The organism is Streptomyces sp. NBC_00057, from assembly GCF_045041165.1.
Classification (GTDB): Bacteria; Actinomycetota; Actinomycetes; order Streptomycetales; family Streptomycetaceae; genus Streptomyces.
In genome coordinates this window covers 7,096,579-7,110,756 of record NZ_CP108256.1, presented here as the reverse complement: position 1 = coordinate 7,110,756, position 14,178 = coordinate 7,096,579, and the positions used below count along the sequence as shown (strand labels likewise).

At 69.1% G+C, this 14,178-nt stretch carries 12 protein-coding genes and 2 pseudogenes; 4 read left to right on the top strand and 10 right to left on the bottom strand.

Going from position 1 to position 14,178, the window contains the following annotated elements:
• Nucleotides 1–170 precede the first annotated feature (170 nt).
• Nucleotides 171–2,405 (bottom strand): radical SAM/SPASM protein FxsBH, inactivated beta-hydroxylase extension form, encoded by a 2,235-nt coding sequence (gene fxsBH / locus OG953_RS33430; protein WP_405688966.1) that lies wholly within the window; start codon nt 2,403–2,405, stop codon nt 171–173.
• A 64-nt stretch (nt 2,406–2,469) separates the two neighbouring features.
• A complete protein-coding gene (gene fxsA / locus OG953_RS33425) occupies nt 2,470–2,637 on the bottom strand; it encodes an FxSxx-COOH cyclophane-containing RiPP peptide (protein ID WP_405688965.1) in 168 nt (55 codons plus the stop codon).
• A gap of 226 nt (nt 2,638–2,863) precedes the next feature.
• Between fxsA and OG953_RS33420 the strand changes: the two genes are divergently transcribed.
• Nucleotides 2,864–3,790, top strand: coding sequence for a DUF4231 domain-containing protein (locus OG953_RS33420; protein WP_405688963.1), 927 nt, complete (start codon nt 2,864–2,866; stop codon nt 3,788–3,790).
• A gap of 58 nt (nt 3,791–3,848) precedes the next feature.
• On the opposite strand, the gene OG953_RS33415 is transcribed toward OG953_RS33420, so the two are convergent.
• From OG953_RS33415 to OG953_RS33400, 4 genes and pseudogenes are all read right to left on the bottom strand, one after another.
• Complete coding sequence (locus OG953_RS33415; protein ID WP_405688962.1) at nt 3,849–4,328, bottom strand: hypothetical protein; 480 nt, start codon at nt 4,326–4,328, stop codon at nt 3,849–3,851.
• A 212-nt stretch (nt 4,329–4,540) separates the two neighbouring features.
• The gene (locus OG953_RS33410) at nt 4,541–5,440 is read right to left on the bottom strand and encodes a S1 family peptidase (protein ID WP_405688961.1); all 900 of its coding nucleotides are present in this window, start codon (nt 5,438–5,440) and stop codon (nt 4,541–4,543) included.
• A gap of 251 nt (nt 5,441–5,691) precedes the next feature.
• The gene (locus tag OG953_RS33405) at nt 5,692–6,507 is read right to left on the bottom strand and encodes a DUF1684 domain-containing protein (RefSeq protein ID WP_405688960.1); all 816 of its coding nucleotides are present in this window, start codon (nt 6,505–6,507) and stop codon (nt 5,692–5,694) included.
• Nucleotides 6,508–6,511: 4 nt separating this feature from the next.
• A pseudogene (locus OG953_RS33400) lies at nt 6,512–6,809 on the bottom strand (F420-dependent methylene-tetrahydromethanopterin reductase); the annotation flags it as partial.
• On the opposite strand from OG953_RS33400, the pseudogene OG953_RS33395 reads away from it, so the two are divergent.
• A pseudogene (locus OG953_RS33395) lies at nt 6,795–6,965 on the top strand (ABC transporter substrate-binding protein); the annotation flags it as partial. The pseudogenes OG953_RS33400 and OG953_RS33395 overlap by 15 nt on opposite strands.
• 64 nt (nt 6,966–7,029) lie before the next feature.
• Here OG953_RS33395 and OG953_RS33390 read toward each other — a convergent pair.
• Nucleotides 7,030–8,262 (bottom strand): DUF5685 family protein, encoded by a 1,233-nt coding sequence (locus OG953_RS33390; RefSeq protein WP_405692200.1) that lies wholly within the window; start codon nt 8,260–8,262, stop codon nt 7,030–7,032.
• Between the two features lie 308 nt (nt 8,263–8,570).
• Here OG953_RS33390 and OG953_RS33385 point away from each other — a divergent pair, with 308 nt between their 5' ends.
• Entirely contained in the window at nt 8,571–9,014 is a 444-nt protein-coding gene (locus OG953_RS33385) for a cell division protein SepF (RefSeq protein WP_405688958.1), read from the top strand.
• A gap of 22 nt (nt 9,015–9,036) precedes the next feature.
• Here OG953_RS33385 and OG953_RS33380 read toward each other — a convergent pair whose 3' ends face one another.
• Together OG953_RS33380 and OG953_RS33375 are read right to left on the bottom strand one after the other, a co-directional pair.
• A complete protein-coding gene (locus tag OG953_RS33380) occupies nt 9,037–10,248 on the bottom strand; it encodes an acyl-CoA dehydrogenase family protein (RefSeq protein ID WP_405688956.1) in 1,212 nt (403 codons plus the stop codon).
• Between the two features lie 73 nt (nt 10,249–10,321).
• On the bottom strand, nt 10,322–12,046 hold the full coding sequence (locus tag OG953_RS33375; protein ID WP_405688955.1) for an MFS transporter: 1,725 nt from the start codon (nt 12,044–12,046) through the stop codon (nt 10,322–10,324).
• Between the two features lie 555 nt (nt 12,047–12,601).
• On the opposite strand from OG953_RS33375, the gene OG953_RS33370 reads away from it, so the two are divergent.
• Nucleotides 12,602–13,636, top strand: coding sequence for a phosphatase PAP2 family protein (locus OG953_RS33370; protein WP_405688954.1), 1,035 nt, complete (start codon nt 12,602–12,604; stop codon nt 13,634–13,636).
• A 116-nt stretch (nt 13,637–13,752) separates the two neighbouring features.
• Here the strand turns inward: OG953_RS33370 and OG953_RS33365 are convergent, their stop codons facing one another.
• The gene (locus OG953_RS33365; protein ID WP_405688953.1) at nt 13,753–13,968 is read right to left on the bottom strand and encodes an I78 family peptidase inhibitor; all 216 of its coding nucleotides are present in this window, start codon (nt 13,966–13,968) and stop codon (nt 13,753–13,755) included.
• Between the last annotated feature and the right edge of the window lie 210 nt (nt 13,969–14,178).

The following is a 14,178-nucleotide window of genomic DNA, read 5'->3' as shown; positions in this document are numbered from 1 at the left end:
TTCCGGAGCGGACGTTGCTCCACCCCCATGGCGTTCGGTCATTCAACGCCAGTTTTCAGTCATACGTTCCCAGGTTCAGTCGATCATTCCTTGATCGAATTCGGTCTGCGTCCGTTCCTCCCAGTTGTCCTGTGCGTACCGACGACCCCGGCTAAACCGGAATGCGAGCCTCAGATCTCTTTTCGCATCTGATCCAGCAGCCGTTTCCCACTGATGGTCAGCTCGGCGGCACCCTCCAGCGTGTCGAGGGCCTGCGGTACGCCCTCCAGATAGCTCGGCTCGAAAGCCCCCAACGCCATCCGCTCATAGGTGTCGGCCAGCAACCGGGAAAACGGAACTGGTTCTTCCCGCCAGGGCATCCGATGTTCCCAGGAGCCGTCTGCCGCGTAAAGATCCGTGACATCGCGAAGCGCCCGCAATTCGGCCCGACGGAAGCCCCGCAGCAGCGCGAACGCCAACTCCTGCGCGCTGCCGTCCGGGGAGATCCCCAGAGCGCCGTATCCGTGCCGCCCGACGGCGGGCTCCGCCGGGGCCAGACGGGTCAGCGGTGTGAGGGTGGTGAGGCAGCCCGCCATCTCCCCGGTACGCCCGGGCGCCTTCGCCTCGATCAGCGTCCACGCCGCGCCGGTCCTGGCCTCCAGGTCGGCGGCGGCCCGGTCGTCGAGGGCGTCCGCGGCGGGCACGGAGAAGCATGTGCGGTACGGGTCGAGGTCGTCGAGCACGAGGCCGGGCATCGAACCGGGCGTCGCGAGCCGGCGCAACGGCCGCCAGCCGGGACCGGCCGCCTCCGGCCGTACGACCCGCAGTTCGGCCGCGTCACTCCCTTCCCGCCGGACCAGGAAGCCGTCCTCGGTCGCCCGCACCAGTGCCGTGCCGTGCTCCCCCGCATCCGCGATCCGCAACTCGCCGAGACCGGGCAGGAGGATCCTGCCGCTCGAGAAGGTCACCCGTACGGGCAGATCGAGGCCGCCCCGTACGGCGGCGGCCGCGAGATACACCGGCATCCGACGCGCCACCTGCACGGCCCCGGGCCGCTCGTGGACCAGCTCCAGCGCCTGGAGCAGCCAACTGCGGGTGTAGGGATGGGCCAGCACCTCGTCCAGACCGCGGGCCCCCTCCTCGGACGCCTCGATGGTGGCGGTCAGCTCCCAGGCGGCCTCCCACCGCTCGTCGCCCCTCCGTCCGATGTCGGCGTTCAGCTGGGCAAGCAGGGTGCGGGTGAGGTCCTGCTGGGCGGCGAGCAGCTCGACGGGCTCGGCCACCGCGGGTGCGACGAGGGCCGCTGCGCTGCGCGCCTCGATGCCACGCACCAGGGCCTCCAGATCGGCGCAGTACACGGACGGGTTGTCGAATGCGCCGGACGGCCCCGTGGAGCGGTACCGGTGGGTGTAGAGGCCACCTCCGCACGAACGTACGACCGGGCATCGGCGGCAGGTCTCGCTGACGCCGGCCAGTCCGAGCTGGCGGGCCCGCACCCCGGGGTGGGCCGCGACCTCGTCGAAGGTGTGGGTGAAGACATCGAATCCGGTGGCCGCCGCGCCTTCGTAGGCGCTCTTGAGCGAGTCGACCTGCTCCAGTTGGCCGTCGGTCTCGACGACGACGAGATCGGTGGGGGCGAGCCCCAGGGACTCGGTGAGGCTGGGGCCACCGCTCAGTGTGGACAGCACCGAGGAGAAGAGCCGTACCGGCACCGGGCGCCCCTGCTCCTGCCAGCGGTCGAAGACCGCGAGAAGCCAGTCGGCGTAGGCGCTGGGCGAGCTGTCCGGGCGGGGTGGCGGCTCGTCCCAGGTGGCGTGCGGAAGCAGGAAGTCGATGAGCGGCGGGTCGAGCTCGGTGAGAGCGTCGAGGACCGCGCGCGGGTCGTTCTCGATGTCGACGGTGCACAGGAGCCCGAGGTTGAGATGACGGTAGCGCTCCTGCTGAAGCAGCTCGACGGCCTTGAGGACCAGAGGGTGGCTGCTGCGTCCGTCGGCATAGCGGCGGTGCCGGTCGTTGGCGGCTCGGTCGCCGTCCAGGGAGATGCCGACCTTGACGTCGAACTCGTCGAAGAGGTCGAGATAGCGCGGGCTGAGCTGGAGTCCGTTGGTATGGATACGGAGGTCGAGCTCCGCGATGCCTTCGAAGGCGGAGGTGAGCTCTTCGCAGACGCGCCGCAATCGGGCGGGGCCCGCCAGTAGAGGCTCCCCTCCGTGCAGGATCACTGACACGGAGGGCAGTGCATGTGTCTTGGCATGCTCGGCCAAACGTTGAGCAGTCCGGAAGATGACATCATCAGAGATTGTTCTCGGCCGGGTTCGCCAGCTCTGATCTGCATGTTCATAGACATAGCAATGGTCACAGGCAAGATCGCACCTGCTGTGAACCTTGAGAACGACTTCGCGGAAAGGGACCAGGGGTCCTGTCATTCCACCAGTCTAGCCAGCCCGAAGGGGTGCTCGGGGCATTGGTTCGGAGTGCCGAGGCGTCGGTTCAAAGTGCCGAGTTGAAGGTCGATGCCTGGGTGGGGCGACCGGCTGACGCGGCATGCACACGACCGAGCTTGCGGGCAGCAGAAGTGCCGCGGACATCGATCTCGGCGAGCGGCACACGGTTCTTCTTCGCAACAGCGAAGGAGAGGGAGGATTCAGAGGTCTTCACGGCCGTCCTTGAGGGGATTTGTTCCGATGGAATGGTTCCAGACAGGAATGCAGCAACGGTATCTTCACCATTGCAGTGTCCGGCGGCACGACTTTACTCTCATGGCCTCGGTTGGCAACTGAGGACGCCCAATTGGAACAAGAGCGTCATGTGGGACCGTCCCGGATCGAACAGAACCACCGATTCCACCATTGAGGTGACGACATAACCGCAGACGGGAGTGAACATGACGGCGATTCCCGGACCGCTGCAGAGCATGGTGTTCAGGAACGCCGACCTGCCGGCGCTCTTCCATCACACGGACGCGTCGGCCATCGCAAGCCAGCGGGAGGCCGTGAACACCACCCGTGTCCAGCTGATTCTACTGGTCATCGGCGCAATGCCGGCCACGGTGCCCTGGCACCTGGAGATAGCTGACACGTTTCAACTCACCGATGCCATAGGCGTGTTGGCCTATGCGGGTGTCCTGATCACGATGTACCTCACCGCCCAGCGCAAAGCAAAGTCGCAATGGCAACTCAACCGCTCGGCAGCAGAGTTCATCAAGTCGATGTGCTGGCGTTACTCGGTGCACGGCTCGCCTTTCGACACCACCACCCAGCACCCCGAGGCGGTGTTCGCGAATCGCCTCGAAGAAGGTCTTCAGGAGCTCCGGAAGGTGGGGTGGACCGACCCCCGCGACCTGACGGCGGATTCGGGCGGGCTGATAACGGACTCCATGCGCGATTTGCGGAACAAGGCATTCACCGTGCGCAAGGAGACATATGTACGGGACCGGCTGATCGAGCAGCGCAGTTGGTACCGCAGGCGTCAGGAGGTGTCCCGGCGGGCCACGCTCGTCTGGTCGACCACCATTGCCGTACTGGCGGCGCTCGCCCTGGTGTTCGCGCTGCTGCGGACGTTCTCCGTCGCCCAGTCCTTCGCACTGACGGGGGTGCTGTCGGCCGCCGCGGCGGCCTGTCTGGCATGGAGCGAGATGCGCCGCCACCACCCGCTGATCTCGGCCCACTCGCTGGTGGAGCAGGATCTGGAGGCGATGCAAGTGGCGATGGAGACCACGCTGACCGAGCGTCAGTGGCCGCGGGCGGTTTTCGAGACCGAGCGCATCGTCTCCCCGCAGCACACCGACTGGCTTGCCCGGCATCAGATGTGACGAATAATCAGTCGGGGCCGACGCGACGGTCGTATACGAAGAGGGCCGCGTGAACCGGTCAGCCGCGCTCCACGCCCTCGCGCCAGATCACTGTGACCGGGCGGCCCAGACTGCGGGCGTACGTCACGATGTCGCCGGTGCCGCCGAAGCCTCGGGCCGGCCTTCCGTCCCACACGGCGAGCAGCCGGTCGCAGTGGTCGGCGATGTACGCGCCCGCCGCGTAGTACGCCTCGTCGGTGGAGTGCGGGTAGTCCAGCCGGACTTCCCGGACCGCCCGGTCCTTGAGGGCCTGGTAGCGGGCGAGTTCGGCTGCGTCGGCGAAGCAGGATTCGTAGTCGCCGCTGGGGATGACCACGGTCAGATCCGCACCGCGGGCCAGGGCGAGGTCCGCGAAGAGCTGGTCCGCCCCCACCGCCAGGCTGGAGAGGGCCTCCAGGGAGCCTTCGAAGCCGCAGAGCGCCGCCTGTAACCCGGCCAGCACATGGGCGTGGGCCTCCTGCGGAATGCTGCGATGGCCGGTCACTCCGATGCGTTTCACGGACCTGGAACCCCCTGAGGTGTCTGCCGGGGGTTCCCGGAGGGCATCCCTCCGGAAGGCACAGCATCCGCCCCCGTTTGCTCCTGCATGACCGACCTGCCCCACATCCTCTCAAAAGCCGCGGGGTGAACGGGAGCCCCCGCCCCAGGATTCGGGCGGGGGCTCCGTCTCGGCCGACTGCCCGTTCGAGGGCCGGACCGGGGTGCCTGGCGTCAGTAGACGCTGACCCCGTACGCGCTGAGCGCCTCGGTGACCGGCTGGAAGAACGTCGTACCACCAAAGGAGCAGTTGCCGCTGCCGCCCGAGGTGAGACCGATCGCCTTGGAGCCGGAGTAGAGCGGACCGCCGGAGTCGCCGGGCTCCGCACAGACGTTGGTCCGGATCATGCCGTAGACGATGTCTCCACCGCCGTAGTTGACCGTGGCGTTGAGGCCCGTGACGGTGCCGCTGTGGATGCCGGTGGTGGAGCCTCGGCGGGTGACCGACATGCCGACGGTGGCGTTGGCCGCGCTGGTGATGTCGACGCTGCCGACGGTCCCCGGGTGGGCGAGTGAGGTGTTGTCGTAGCGCACCAGGCCGTAGTCATTGGTCGGGAAGCTGGATCCGACCGTCGGGCCGATGCTGGTCGAGTTGGAGGAGTTGGTGTACCAGGGCGGGTTGCCGTCGGTGCAGTGACCGGCGGTCAGGAAGTAGTAGGTGCTGCCGCTGCGGACGTTGAAGCCGAGGGAGCAACGCCAGCCAGGGGCGTAGATCGCGTCGCCGCCGGACAGCAGCTTGCTGAGCTTTCCGGCGGTGCGCTCGATCCGCAGGGCGCCGGCGTTGGCTCCGGCGGACTGCTTGATCTGCTTGATCTCGGCCTGCGAGACCGTGCTGTCCACGGTGACCACGAGGGTGTCGGTCGCCGGGTCGATGCTCCAGGCGGTCCCCGCCACATCGGCGCCGAGTACCGCGTCGCTCGCGGCGGAGAGCTGCTCGGCGCTGAAGGTTGTGGTGGTGTCGGCCTGGGCGGAGGGGACAGCGAGTGCGGCGACGGCGACAATGCCTGCGGCGACGGCGACAGCCCTGCTGCGTCTCGCGGTACCGCTGAGGGGGATGGTGCGCTTGATCCTCACTTTTCATTCCTCCCGAGGGGAAGTCGGGGATCCGCCTGTGGGGTGATCGGACCCGTGAGGCGCAGTCGTTCGCACGGCATGTCCGCTGTGCGGATATGCCGTGCTCCTGACAAGCGCTGTTCGGGAGTATTCAAGGCGTCAACTTCTGGCGCAAGAGGGCCTTCTGGCCTGAACTTGTCGGGCTGCACAGGCGCCCCCGGCAGCACATGGACTGCCGGGGACGTTGCATCCGAGGGGGATGTGTCAGTGCGTCAGCCGTCGACGCGGTTCCGCTCCCCCACCTCGACGGCGATGGGAAGGGTGTTGCCGGGCGGCGGGAAGGGGCAGATGAAGTGGTCCGCGAAGGCGCAGGGCGGCAGCAGCGCACGGTTGAGGTCGACCGTCACACTGCCGTCCTCGGACGGGGCCGCGGGCCGCAGGAACCGGAAGCGATAGCTGCTGTTGCCACTGGTGGCATCTGCGAAGACCGCCCAGAGCGAGCCATCGGGCTCGACCGCGACCTGCAGTGTGTGCTCCGTGCCGTCGACCTCGAAGGCGATCTCGCCCGCGAGTCCGAGGCCGCGCTCGACTCCGTCGGCGTTCTCGACCCGGACCGTACGGGCGCTCTCGTACGGGCGGAAGGTGCCCGGCAGCGCCCAGCGGGCGTCGTACGGGGTGGCCTCGATGTCCCGGAAGGTGCGCCGCGCCACGGAGTCCGGGTCGAAGTCCCGTACCGCCCAGAGCCCTTCGCGACTCAGCACGACAAGTCGCCGCTCGCCGTGCGCGACGCGGGACTCGCCGATCGGGCCGCGGTCGGCGGTGAGGCGGACCCGGCCGGTGAAGGGCTTGCCGTCGACGCTCAGACCGTCCGCGGCGGTGGCACTGAGCACCAGCTCCTCGCCGTCCTCCCGCCACTGCCCGGGCACCCCTGGAATGTGGCCCTCCGGGTAGTCGGAGAGCCAGTGGGTGCCGGTGAGGGAGAGCGGTCCGTACGGTGCGGCGACCGTGGCGGTGCGCTCCTCGTGCCAGTGCTTCCAGTCCTGTGCCGCCTGCCCGGAATCGTGCGGCTGCTGTGCGTCCGTGCTCATGCGATCAACCTTTCCATACCGGCTCCGCGAGCCCGAGATGCGACCGCAGTGTGGGACCCGTGTAATTCGGAGCGGAATGCACCGCGCTCCTGGAGAAGCGGGACGGCCCGGTCGACGAAGTCGTCCAGGCCGCCCGGGGTGAGATGCGGAACGAGAATGAATCCGTCGGCGGCATCGGCGGCGACGAACTCCGTCAGCTGCGCCGCGACCGTCTGCGGGCTGCCGATGAAGGACTGCCGCCCGGTCGTCTCGATGACGGTCTGCCGGATGGACAGCCACTTCCCCTTCGCCTCGACGTCGGCCTCGTCTTCAAGAAGGGCACCCCGCCGGCGCCCGCCTTCCAGGCCGCGGTGAACGGCCTCAAGGCGGAAGGCACCTACGACCGGATCCTGAAGAAGTGGGGCATCGGCGCGTCGGCGATCAAGACCTCTCAGATCTCGCCGCCCGAGATCAAGTGATCCGGCCCTGGCCGGGGCCGGGGCAGCCAAGTCCCGCCCGGCCCCCGAGGCCGGACACCTCGCCTCAGCAGCTGCAGTCGCACCCGCAGTCGCAGCAGTCACAGGATTCGCAGCAGTCCCCGCAGTTGCTGCAGCAGTCACAGGCGTCGCAGCAGTCGCACTGACTGCACAGCCCCTCGCGGCGCCGATGGGTCCACGGGTCGTTGAAGGTGCCGCAGCACATCTGGCAGGTGCAGGCCAGTCCCGCCCACACCAGGCAGCCCGCGATCAGACCGCGCCGGTCGCGCGGGGGCTCGGGCGGGGGCTGCGGCGGGCCGACGGGGCTACCGGGGTTCGGCGCGTACGGATTGCCGGGCAGCGGCCCGAAGGACCCTGTCTGCCGCAATCCTGACGGAGTGACAGCTTTGTCCAGGGCCGGGCTGCCTGCCCGGTGCGAGCATGCCGTAGTGCCGAAAGCCCGGTCCACCGACTGCCGCAGTTCGTGCACCAGCAGGACATGGGCCAGCTTGTCGTCGGTGAACTCCGCGTCGCGCAGTGCCAGCCGCACGCCGCGCAGCGCGTCGTCGCAGAGCCGCCGGGCCTCGGCACGCGTGGTGCCGGTCGCGGTGAGCGGGTTCCAGGCACCCGACGCGGCGTCAGCTTCCTGGTCCTCCACGGAATCCAGCAGATGCGCCAGGCGTCCGAAGAGGCGGCCCGCCTCGGCCAGCGGCTCCGCATTCTGCGGCTTGCCCGCGAGTGTCGCGGTGTGGGCGAAGGCCGCCGCGGTGGCGGTCTCGGTGGGCTCGGTGACCACGAGCAGCGGGGTGCCGGGCCCGGCGAGCAACTCGATGCCGGTCTGCCGGTCGACGGCGTCGACGAGCAGCGCCGTGTCGAAGCCGAGCTGTGCGCCGGTGCGCGCGCCGGCCCGGTCCCAGCCGGCGGCGACCCGGCGCGCTGCGGCGGCGACCGGGCGGCGCTTCAACAGGCCGTCCCCGTCGGCGACGTGGTCCCGTACCTTGGCCGATGCCAGCACCAGGGAGACGGCGGCGGCCAGCCTGGCTCCCTCGCCGCGGGCGACCGGAGCGGTCCGCATGGCGCGCAGCGGGCAGGGCCCCGCGGTACGTCGCCATCCGGTGGCACGCTCGGACTGAGCCTCCGTCAGAACCGAGACGATCAGACCGTCGTAGTTCGTGACGATCCGGGCAAATTGCCCGTGGTCGGAACGGAGTGCCAGACAGAGCCCGCAGAGATGGGCCATCCACTCGGTCCTGAGCCCCTCGGACAACCGGTGGGCACAGGGCCTGACGATTCCGAACACGACGATCCCCCGAGAGTCGTTCACCTGTGCGCCGCACTCGTGCGCATGCGCGACGTGCATCGTATCGAGGGCTCCGTTCACCCGTACGTCCCCCATGTCACCCGTACGGACCGGTGCATCGTATTTTCTTTCTTTCAGGCCCCTGATGCAGGAGGAACCTTGACGAACCGCCACATCTTCTGCACCAGTACCGTCACGAATCCCCTGCGCGCCGACTATCCACTTGGCGCACGATCCGCATCATGGACGACCATAGGGATACGAAAGAGATGCGGAACATCACGGAACCGCGGTGAGAGGAGGCGTCCATGGGATCGGTGCGCAAGGCGAGTGCCTGGCTGGGCCTCGTAGAGGACAACGACGAGCGGTACTACGACGACGACGAGTACGCCGAGGGCGCACAGACCGGGACCGGTCGGGCCTGGATGACCGACCCCCGGGTGCAGGTGGCCTCCGAGGCGGCCGAGGAGACGGACCGCCGGATCGCCACCGTCACCCCGGACAGCTTCCGGGACGCGCGAGCGATCGGAGAGCTCTTCCGGGACGGCGTCCCGGTGATCGTCAACCTCACGACCATGGACCCCACCGACGCCAAGCGCGTCGTGGACTTCACGGCGGGGCTGACCTTCGGACTGCGCGGCTCGATCGAGCGCGTGGCCACCCGGGTCTTCCTACTGACCCCGGCCGACACCCAGGTGGTCAACGGCGAAGCCGTCGGCCGACCGGCCGACGGCTTCTTCAACCAGAGCTGAGCAGGGCGCTCGCCGGACCGCTCTACCGGAACGCGTCGAGGCCGGTGAGCGCCTTGCCCAGCACCAGCTGGTGCATCTCCACGGTTCCTTCGTAGGTGAGCACCGACTCCAGATTCGTCGCATGGCGCATCACCGGGTACTCCAGCGAGATCCCGTTGGCGCCGAGGATCGTGCGCGAGGTACGGCAGATCTCGATCGCCTCCCGCACATTGTTGAGCTTTCCGAAACTGACCTGTTCCGGACGGAGCCTGCCGGCGTCCATCCGCCGGCCCAGATGGTGGGCGAGCAGGATGCCCTTGTGCAGTTCCACGGCCATGTCCGCGAACTTGGCCTGGGTGAGCTGGAAGCCACCGATCGGCCTGCCGAACTGCTCCCGGGTCTTCGCATAGTCGAGGGCAGACTCGAAGCTGGCGCGCGCCGCGCCCATGGCTCCCCAGACGATGCCGTAGCGGGCATGGCTGAGGCAGCTGAGCGGGCCGCGGAGACCGGTGACCCCGGGGAGTACGGCATCGGCCGGCAGCCGTACCTCGTCGAGGACCAGCTCGCTGGTGACCGAGGCGCGCAGGGACCACTTGTGCTTGATCTCGGGCGCCGAGAAGCCCGGGGTGTCGGTCGGCACGACGAATCCGCGGATTCCGCCGCCCGCGCCGCCCTGGCCGGTCTGCGCCCAGACGACGGCGACTCCGGCGACCGAGCCGTTGGTGATCCACATCTTGCGGCCGGTGAGCACCCAGTCCTCGCCGTCGCGCTTGGCGTACGTACGCATCCCGGCCGGGTCGGAGCCGTGGTCCGGCTCGGTGAGGCCGAAGCAGCCGATGATCTCGCCGGCCGCCATGCCCGGCAGCCACTGCTGCCGCTGCTCCTCGGAGCCGAAGCGGTGGATGGCGTACATGGCGAGCGATCCCTGTACGGAGACGAGGGAGCGGATTCCCGAGTCAGCCGCTTCGAGCTCCAGGCAGGCCAGTCCGTACTGGACGGCGGTGGCGCCCGCGCAGCCGTACCCCTGCAGGGACATGCCGAGGGCACCGAGCGAACCGAGCTCACGGGCCAGCTCACGGATGCCGGGCAGCTCGCCGCTCTCGTACCACTCGGCGATGTGCGGCAGGACGCGGTCGGTGGCCCAGTCGCGGACGGTGTCGCGAATGGCGAGGTCGTCGGCGCCGAGCAGATCGTCGATGCCGATCGGGTCGGCGGGGTCGAAGGGCGGGAGCTTCGAGGACTCAGTGGTGGACATGAGGGTGCCTCCGGCGGCTCGCACGATACTAAAACTAGCAGTGATAGTTATGGTGTCGCACCGACGTTACGGCTCAGTGTCCCGCCCGTCCAGAGCCGGTCGCCTCGGCGGGTCGGCGCCGTGCGGGCAGCGGGCGCGGCCGCTGCGTACGCCCCCCGGCGGGCGCCTCGTGCGCACCGTGGAATTCCGGCGCCTCGCTCCGCCCCGGGGACTCATGGACATCGTCGGCCTCCTGGGGTTCACGGACACCCGGTGACGGGCACTCCATCACCCGCGGCAGCCGCAGCGCGGTAAGCGCTCCGACCAGCAGCAGAGCCGCGCTGACCAGCAGCGTGACATGCAGCCCGGTGATGAAGGAGTGGCGGGCCGTGGAGCGCAGCACCTCGCCCAGCGGACCGCCCAGCCGGTCCGCCACCTGGTATGCCTCACCCAGCGAGTGGGAGGCGGCCGCACCGTCCCCGGCGGGGACGCCCTCTTCGGGAAGCTTCGCGAGTCCGGCGGCGTAGGCGGCGTTCATGACGCTGCCGAGCAGGGCGATCCCCATGCCCGCGCCCAGTTGGTAGGAGGTCTCGCCGATCGCCGCCGCGCCGCCCGCCCGGTCGGCGGGGGCCTCGCTGAGCATGGATTCGTACGCCCCGAAGAGCGTGGACTGAAGCCCGAAGCCCAGTGCGACGAAGGCCGCGGTCAGCAGGCCGGGCCGGTCGTGCTGCCCCATCGCCGTCAGGACCAGCACTGAGGCGGCCGTGAGCACGAAGCCCCAGCCGACCATCCGGCGCGGCCCGATGCGGCGCAGGGTGTACGAGCCGGTGGCGCCCGCGGCCATGGCCGCGAAGGTGAGCGGCAGCAGCCGCAGACCGGTCTGAAGCGGGCTCAGACCCAGGACCAGCTGGAGGTACTGCACGGCTATCAGTTCCAGCCCGACCAGAGCCAGCATGGCGAGGATGATGCAGCCCACCGCGGTCGAGAAGGCGGGCCTGGCGAACATCCCGATGTCGATCAGCGGATGCGTACGGCGCTTCTGACGGCGCACGAAGGCCATGAGCAGTACGGCCCCGATCAGCAGCGGGGCCAGTGTGGCCGGGCTCAGCAGCCCCTCACCGGTGCCCGCCCGCTTCACTCCCAGGACCACACCGAGCACTCCGGCCGCGGCCATCAGCGCGCCCAGCACATCCCACGGGCCGTCATTGCTGCCGCGTGACTCGGGGAGCAGCAGGCGGCCGACCGGCAGGATCAGAGCCATCAGCGGGATGTTGATCAGAAAGACCGAGCCCCACCAGAAGTGCTCGACGAGGAAGCCGCCTACGACGGGTCCGGTGGCGGCGCCGACGGCGGCGACCGCGGTCCAGACGCCGATCGCCACGGCCCGTTCGCGCCGGTCGGGGAAGACCTGCCGGAGGATCGACAGCGTCGCCGGCATGATCATCGCCCCGCCGACGCCGAGCAGGGCACGCGCCGCTATCAGTACGCCGGGGCTGTCGGCCATCGCGGCGATCGCGGAGGCGACACCGAAGAGGGCATAGCCGAGCAGCAGAATGCGGCGTCGGCCGACGCGGTCGCCGAGGGTGCCGAAGAGGATCAGCAACGAGGCGCAGACCAGTGGATAGGCGTCCACGATCCAGAGCAGACCGACGGCGCTGGGCTGCAGGTCCTCGGTGACGGCGGGGACGGCGACATGGAGCACGGTCGAATCGAGCGCGACGAGCAGCAGACTGAGGCAGAGGACGACGAGGACGACCCATCGATTGGCACCGTCGGCGGCTGAGCGCAGCCGGATTCGGGCTGTGGTCGTCCCGGACATGCATGTACCTCCCAAAAGGTCCCTCGCGCTCGGCAGGCCAGCCGGGGGGTGCAGCGGTTCGCTGTCCCTCGGGGCCCGGCATCGACGGGCGAGTGATCCGTCAGCGTACGCGAGTTCGGAGCACTCACACGTGGTCCACCTCATACCTCGATGGGCCGTGGAGTGTGGTGTACGCCACGCCGAGCCGCCGCTCGGGACCCGCTCGGACCCGCACGAACCCGCGCGGACAGCTTGCGCACCCGGCACAGAAGGTACTCGGCGTGACTCCTGGAGCACGCGCCGGGCCCGCACCGAAAGCACTGGGTAACCGGTCGAACACTTTCCGCTCCACCTCTCCGGGGGGCCGCAGAAATTCATACCGGCACCCTTGCGCTTTTCCGTCCGCACCCAAGCACCCTTCCGAAATGAGTGCGAAATCAATAGCGCAGAGGCCCATCGATACGCTTCTTCGGGTCAGGAATTAAGGCCCGACTGAGACATAGTCCACATCACATCGTCATCACAAAGAGACCGGATCGACCTGTTCGCGCACTAACTCGCTGTAACGTCGATTGGGTGCGTACCGACATCTTTGCCCGCCTGGACCGGGAGCCGGAGCCGCCGAAGATAGAGCCACCGCGGATGAGCCGTCACCGCATCGCCCTCTTCTGCGGGACGTTGGCGTTCTATCTCGCCATCGTCGTTGCCGTGCTGACCTCTTCCTGGCTGGTGACTCTGGACTGGAAGGTCATGCTCTTCCGGCCGTACGAACAGTGGCCGGAAATCCATGCCTTCCTCGACTACTACATCGTGCTCGGCCAGCGCGGCCCCACCGCCACCATGGTCGCCTGCTGGCTCGGCTGGCGCTCCTGGCGGCAGCACACGCTGCGGCCCCTGCTGACGCTCGCCGCCGCGCTGCTGCTGCTCAATATGACGGTCGGCGCGGTCAAGATCGGCCTGGGGCGGCTCGGTCCGCACTACGCGACCCAGATCGGCTCCGCGGAGCTCTTCGCCGGCGGCGATATATTTCCGTCGGGCCACACCGCCAACGCGGTCGTCACCTGGGGGATCCTCGCCTATCTGGCGACCACCCCGCGGGCCCGGCGCTATCTGTCGGCCACGTCGGCGATCGTCTCGCTCGGCGTCGGACTCACCACCGTCTACCTCGGCACGCACTGGCTCAGCGATGTGCTGCTGGGCTGGGCGGCGGGACTCCTGATCCTGCTGGGCCTGCCCTGGGTCGAGCCGCTGATCACCCGGGCCGAGGCCTGGATCTTCGCCCAGCGCGAGAACCTCCGGGGACGCGGCCGCCCCGTTCCTTCCGTGCCCGTCGCGGCCGGAGGACCCCGGACCGTACCGCTCCCGCAACTGGACGGCGGCGGCTCCGCGGCAAAGAGCCCGGTGCTGGAGCCGGTCGCCGCGGGAGGACACACGGCGACCACAACGGGCACGGTCACGGGCGCGCGCTCGCGTGCACACCCGGCGCCCCCGTCGCATCTGGTGCGCTCGGAGCGGACCCCGGTCACCCCGGCCGGCAGCCGCCGCCCGCCGCACGCGGACCGTACGCCACGCGGCGGCACCACCCCTGCCCGCCCGATGACAGGCGGCTGAACACCCCAGGAGCAGTGGGGCCGGTACGCACAGCCGCTCCCCCGCACGGTGAAGGCCCCGACTTCGGTCGGGGCCTTCACTCATGCCGGGGCCCGGAGCCCAGGGCGCAGGGGTCCTCAGCCCACCCAACAGCGGGTGACGACGGCATCGGCGACCTCGAAGTTGATCCGTCCGCTCTGGAACTCCATGGTGATGATCGCGCCCGGCGGCAGGGATCTGACGGTGCTCCAGCCATGTCTGCGGGCGCGCTGCTCGGCCGCGTCGACGGGGAGGCCGACGTACGCACCGGGTGTGTCGTCCGGCTGGGCGGGAGGGGTCGGTATGGGTGCCATACCTCTCACGGTAGGCGGCCGCGGACCACGACGGAAGCCGGGGCGCCGACCACCGCACGGCATCCTCATGTCCCTCGGCGGTCACGCTTGTGTCACAGGATCACGACACGCGTGCCGCTCGGATCACGCCACCCGAGCATGCGACCCGCGACCGGACACACAGTAATCACACAGGCCGGGAAGCGATCACACGAAAGGCCCGAAAACAAA

Bases quoted from the DNA above. Each gene is read 5' to 3' on its own strand.
- OG953_RS33405 (WP_405688960.1), bottom strand. From the start codon at position 6,507: ATGAGCACGGACGCACAGCAGCCGCACGATTCCGGGCAGGCGGCACAG.
- OG953_RS33375 (WP_405688955.1), bottom strand. From the start codon at position 12,046: ATGTCCGGGACGACCACAGCCCGAATCCGGCTGCGCTCAGCCGCCGAC.
- OG953_RS33380 (WP_405688956.1), bottom strand. From the start codon at position 10,248: ATGTCCACCACTGAGTCCTCGAAGCTCCCGCCCTTCGACCCCGCCGAC.
- fxsBH (WP_405688966.1), bottom strand. From the start codon at position 2,405: ATGACAGGACCCCTGGTCCCTTTCCGCGAAGTCGTTCTCAAGGTTCAC.
- OG953_RS33365 (WP_405688953.1), bottom strand. From the start codon at position 13,968: ATGGCACCCATACCGACCCCTCCCGCCCAGCCGGACGACACACCCGGT.
- OG953_RS33420 (WP_405688963.1), top strand. From the start codon at position 2,864: ATGACGGCGATTCCCGGACCGCTGCAGAGCATGGTGTTCAGGAACGCC.
- OG953_RS33385 (WP_405688958.1), top strand. From the start codon at position 8,571: ATGGGATCGGTGCGCAAGGCGAGTGCCTGGCTGGGCCTCGTAGAGGAC.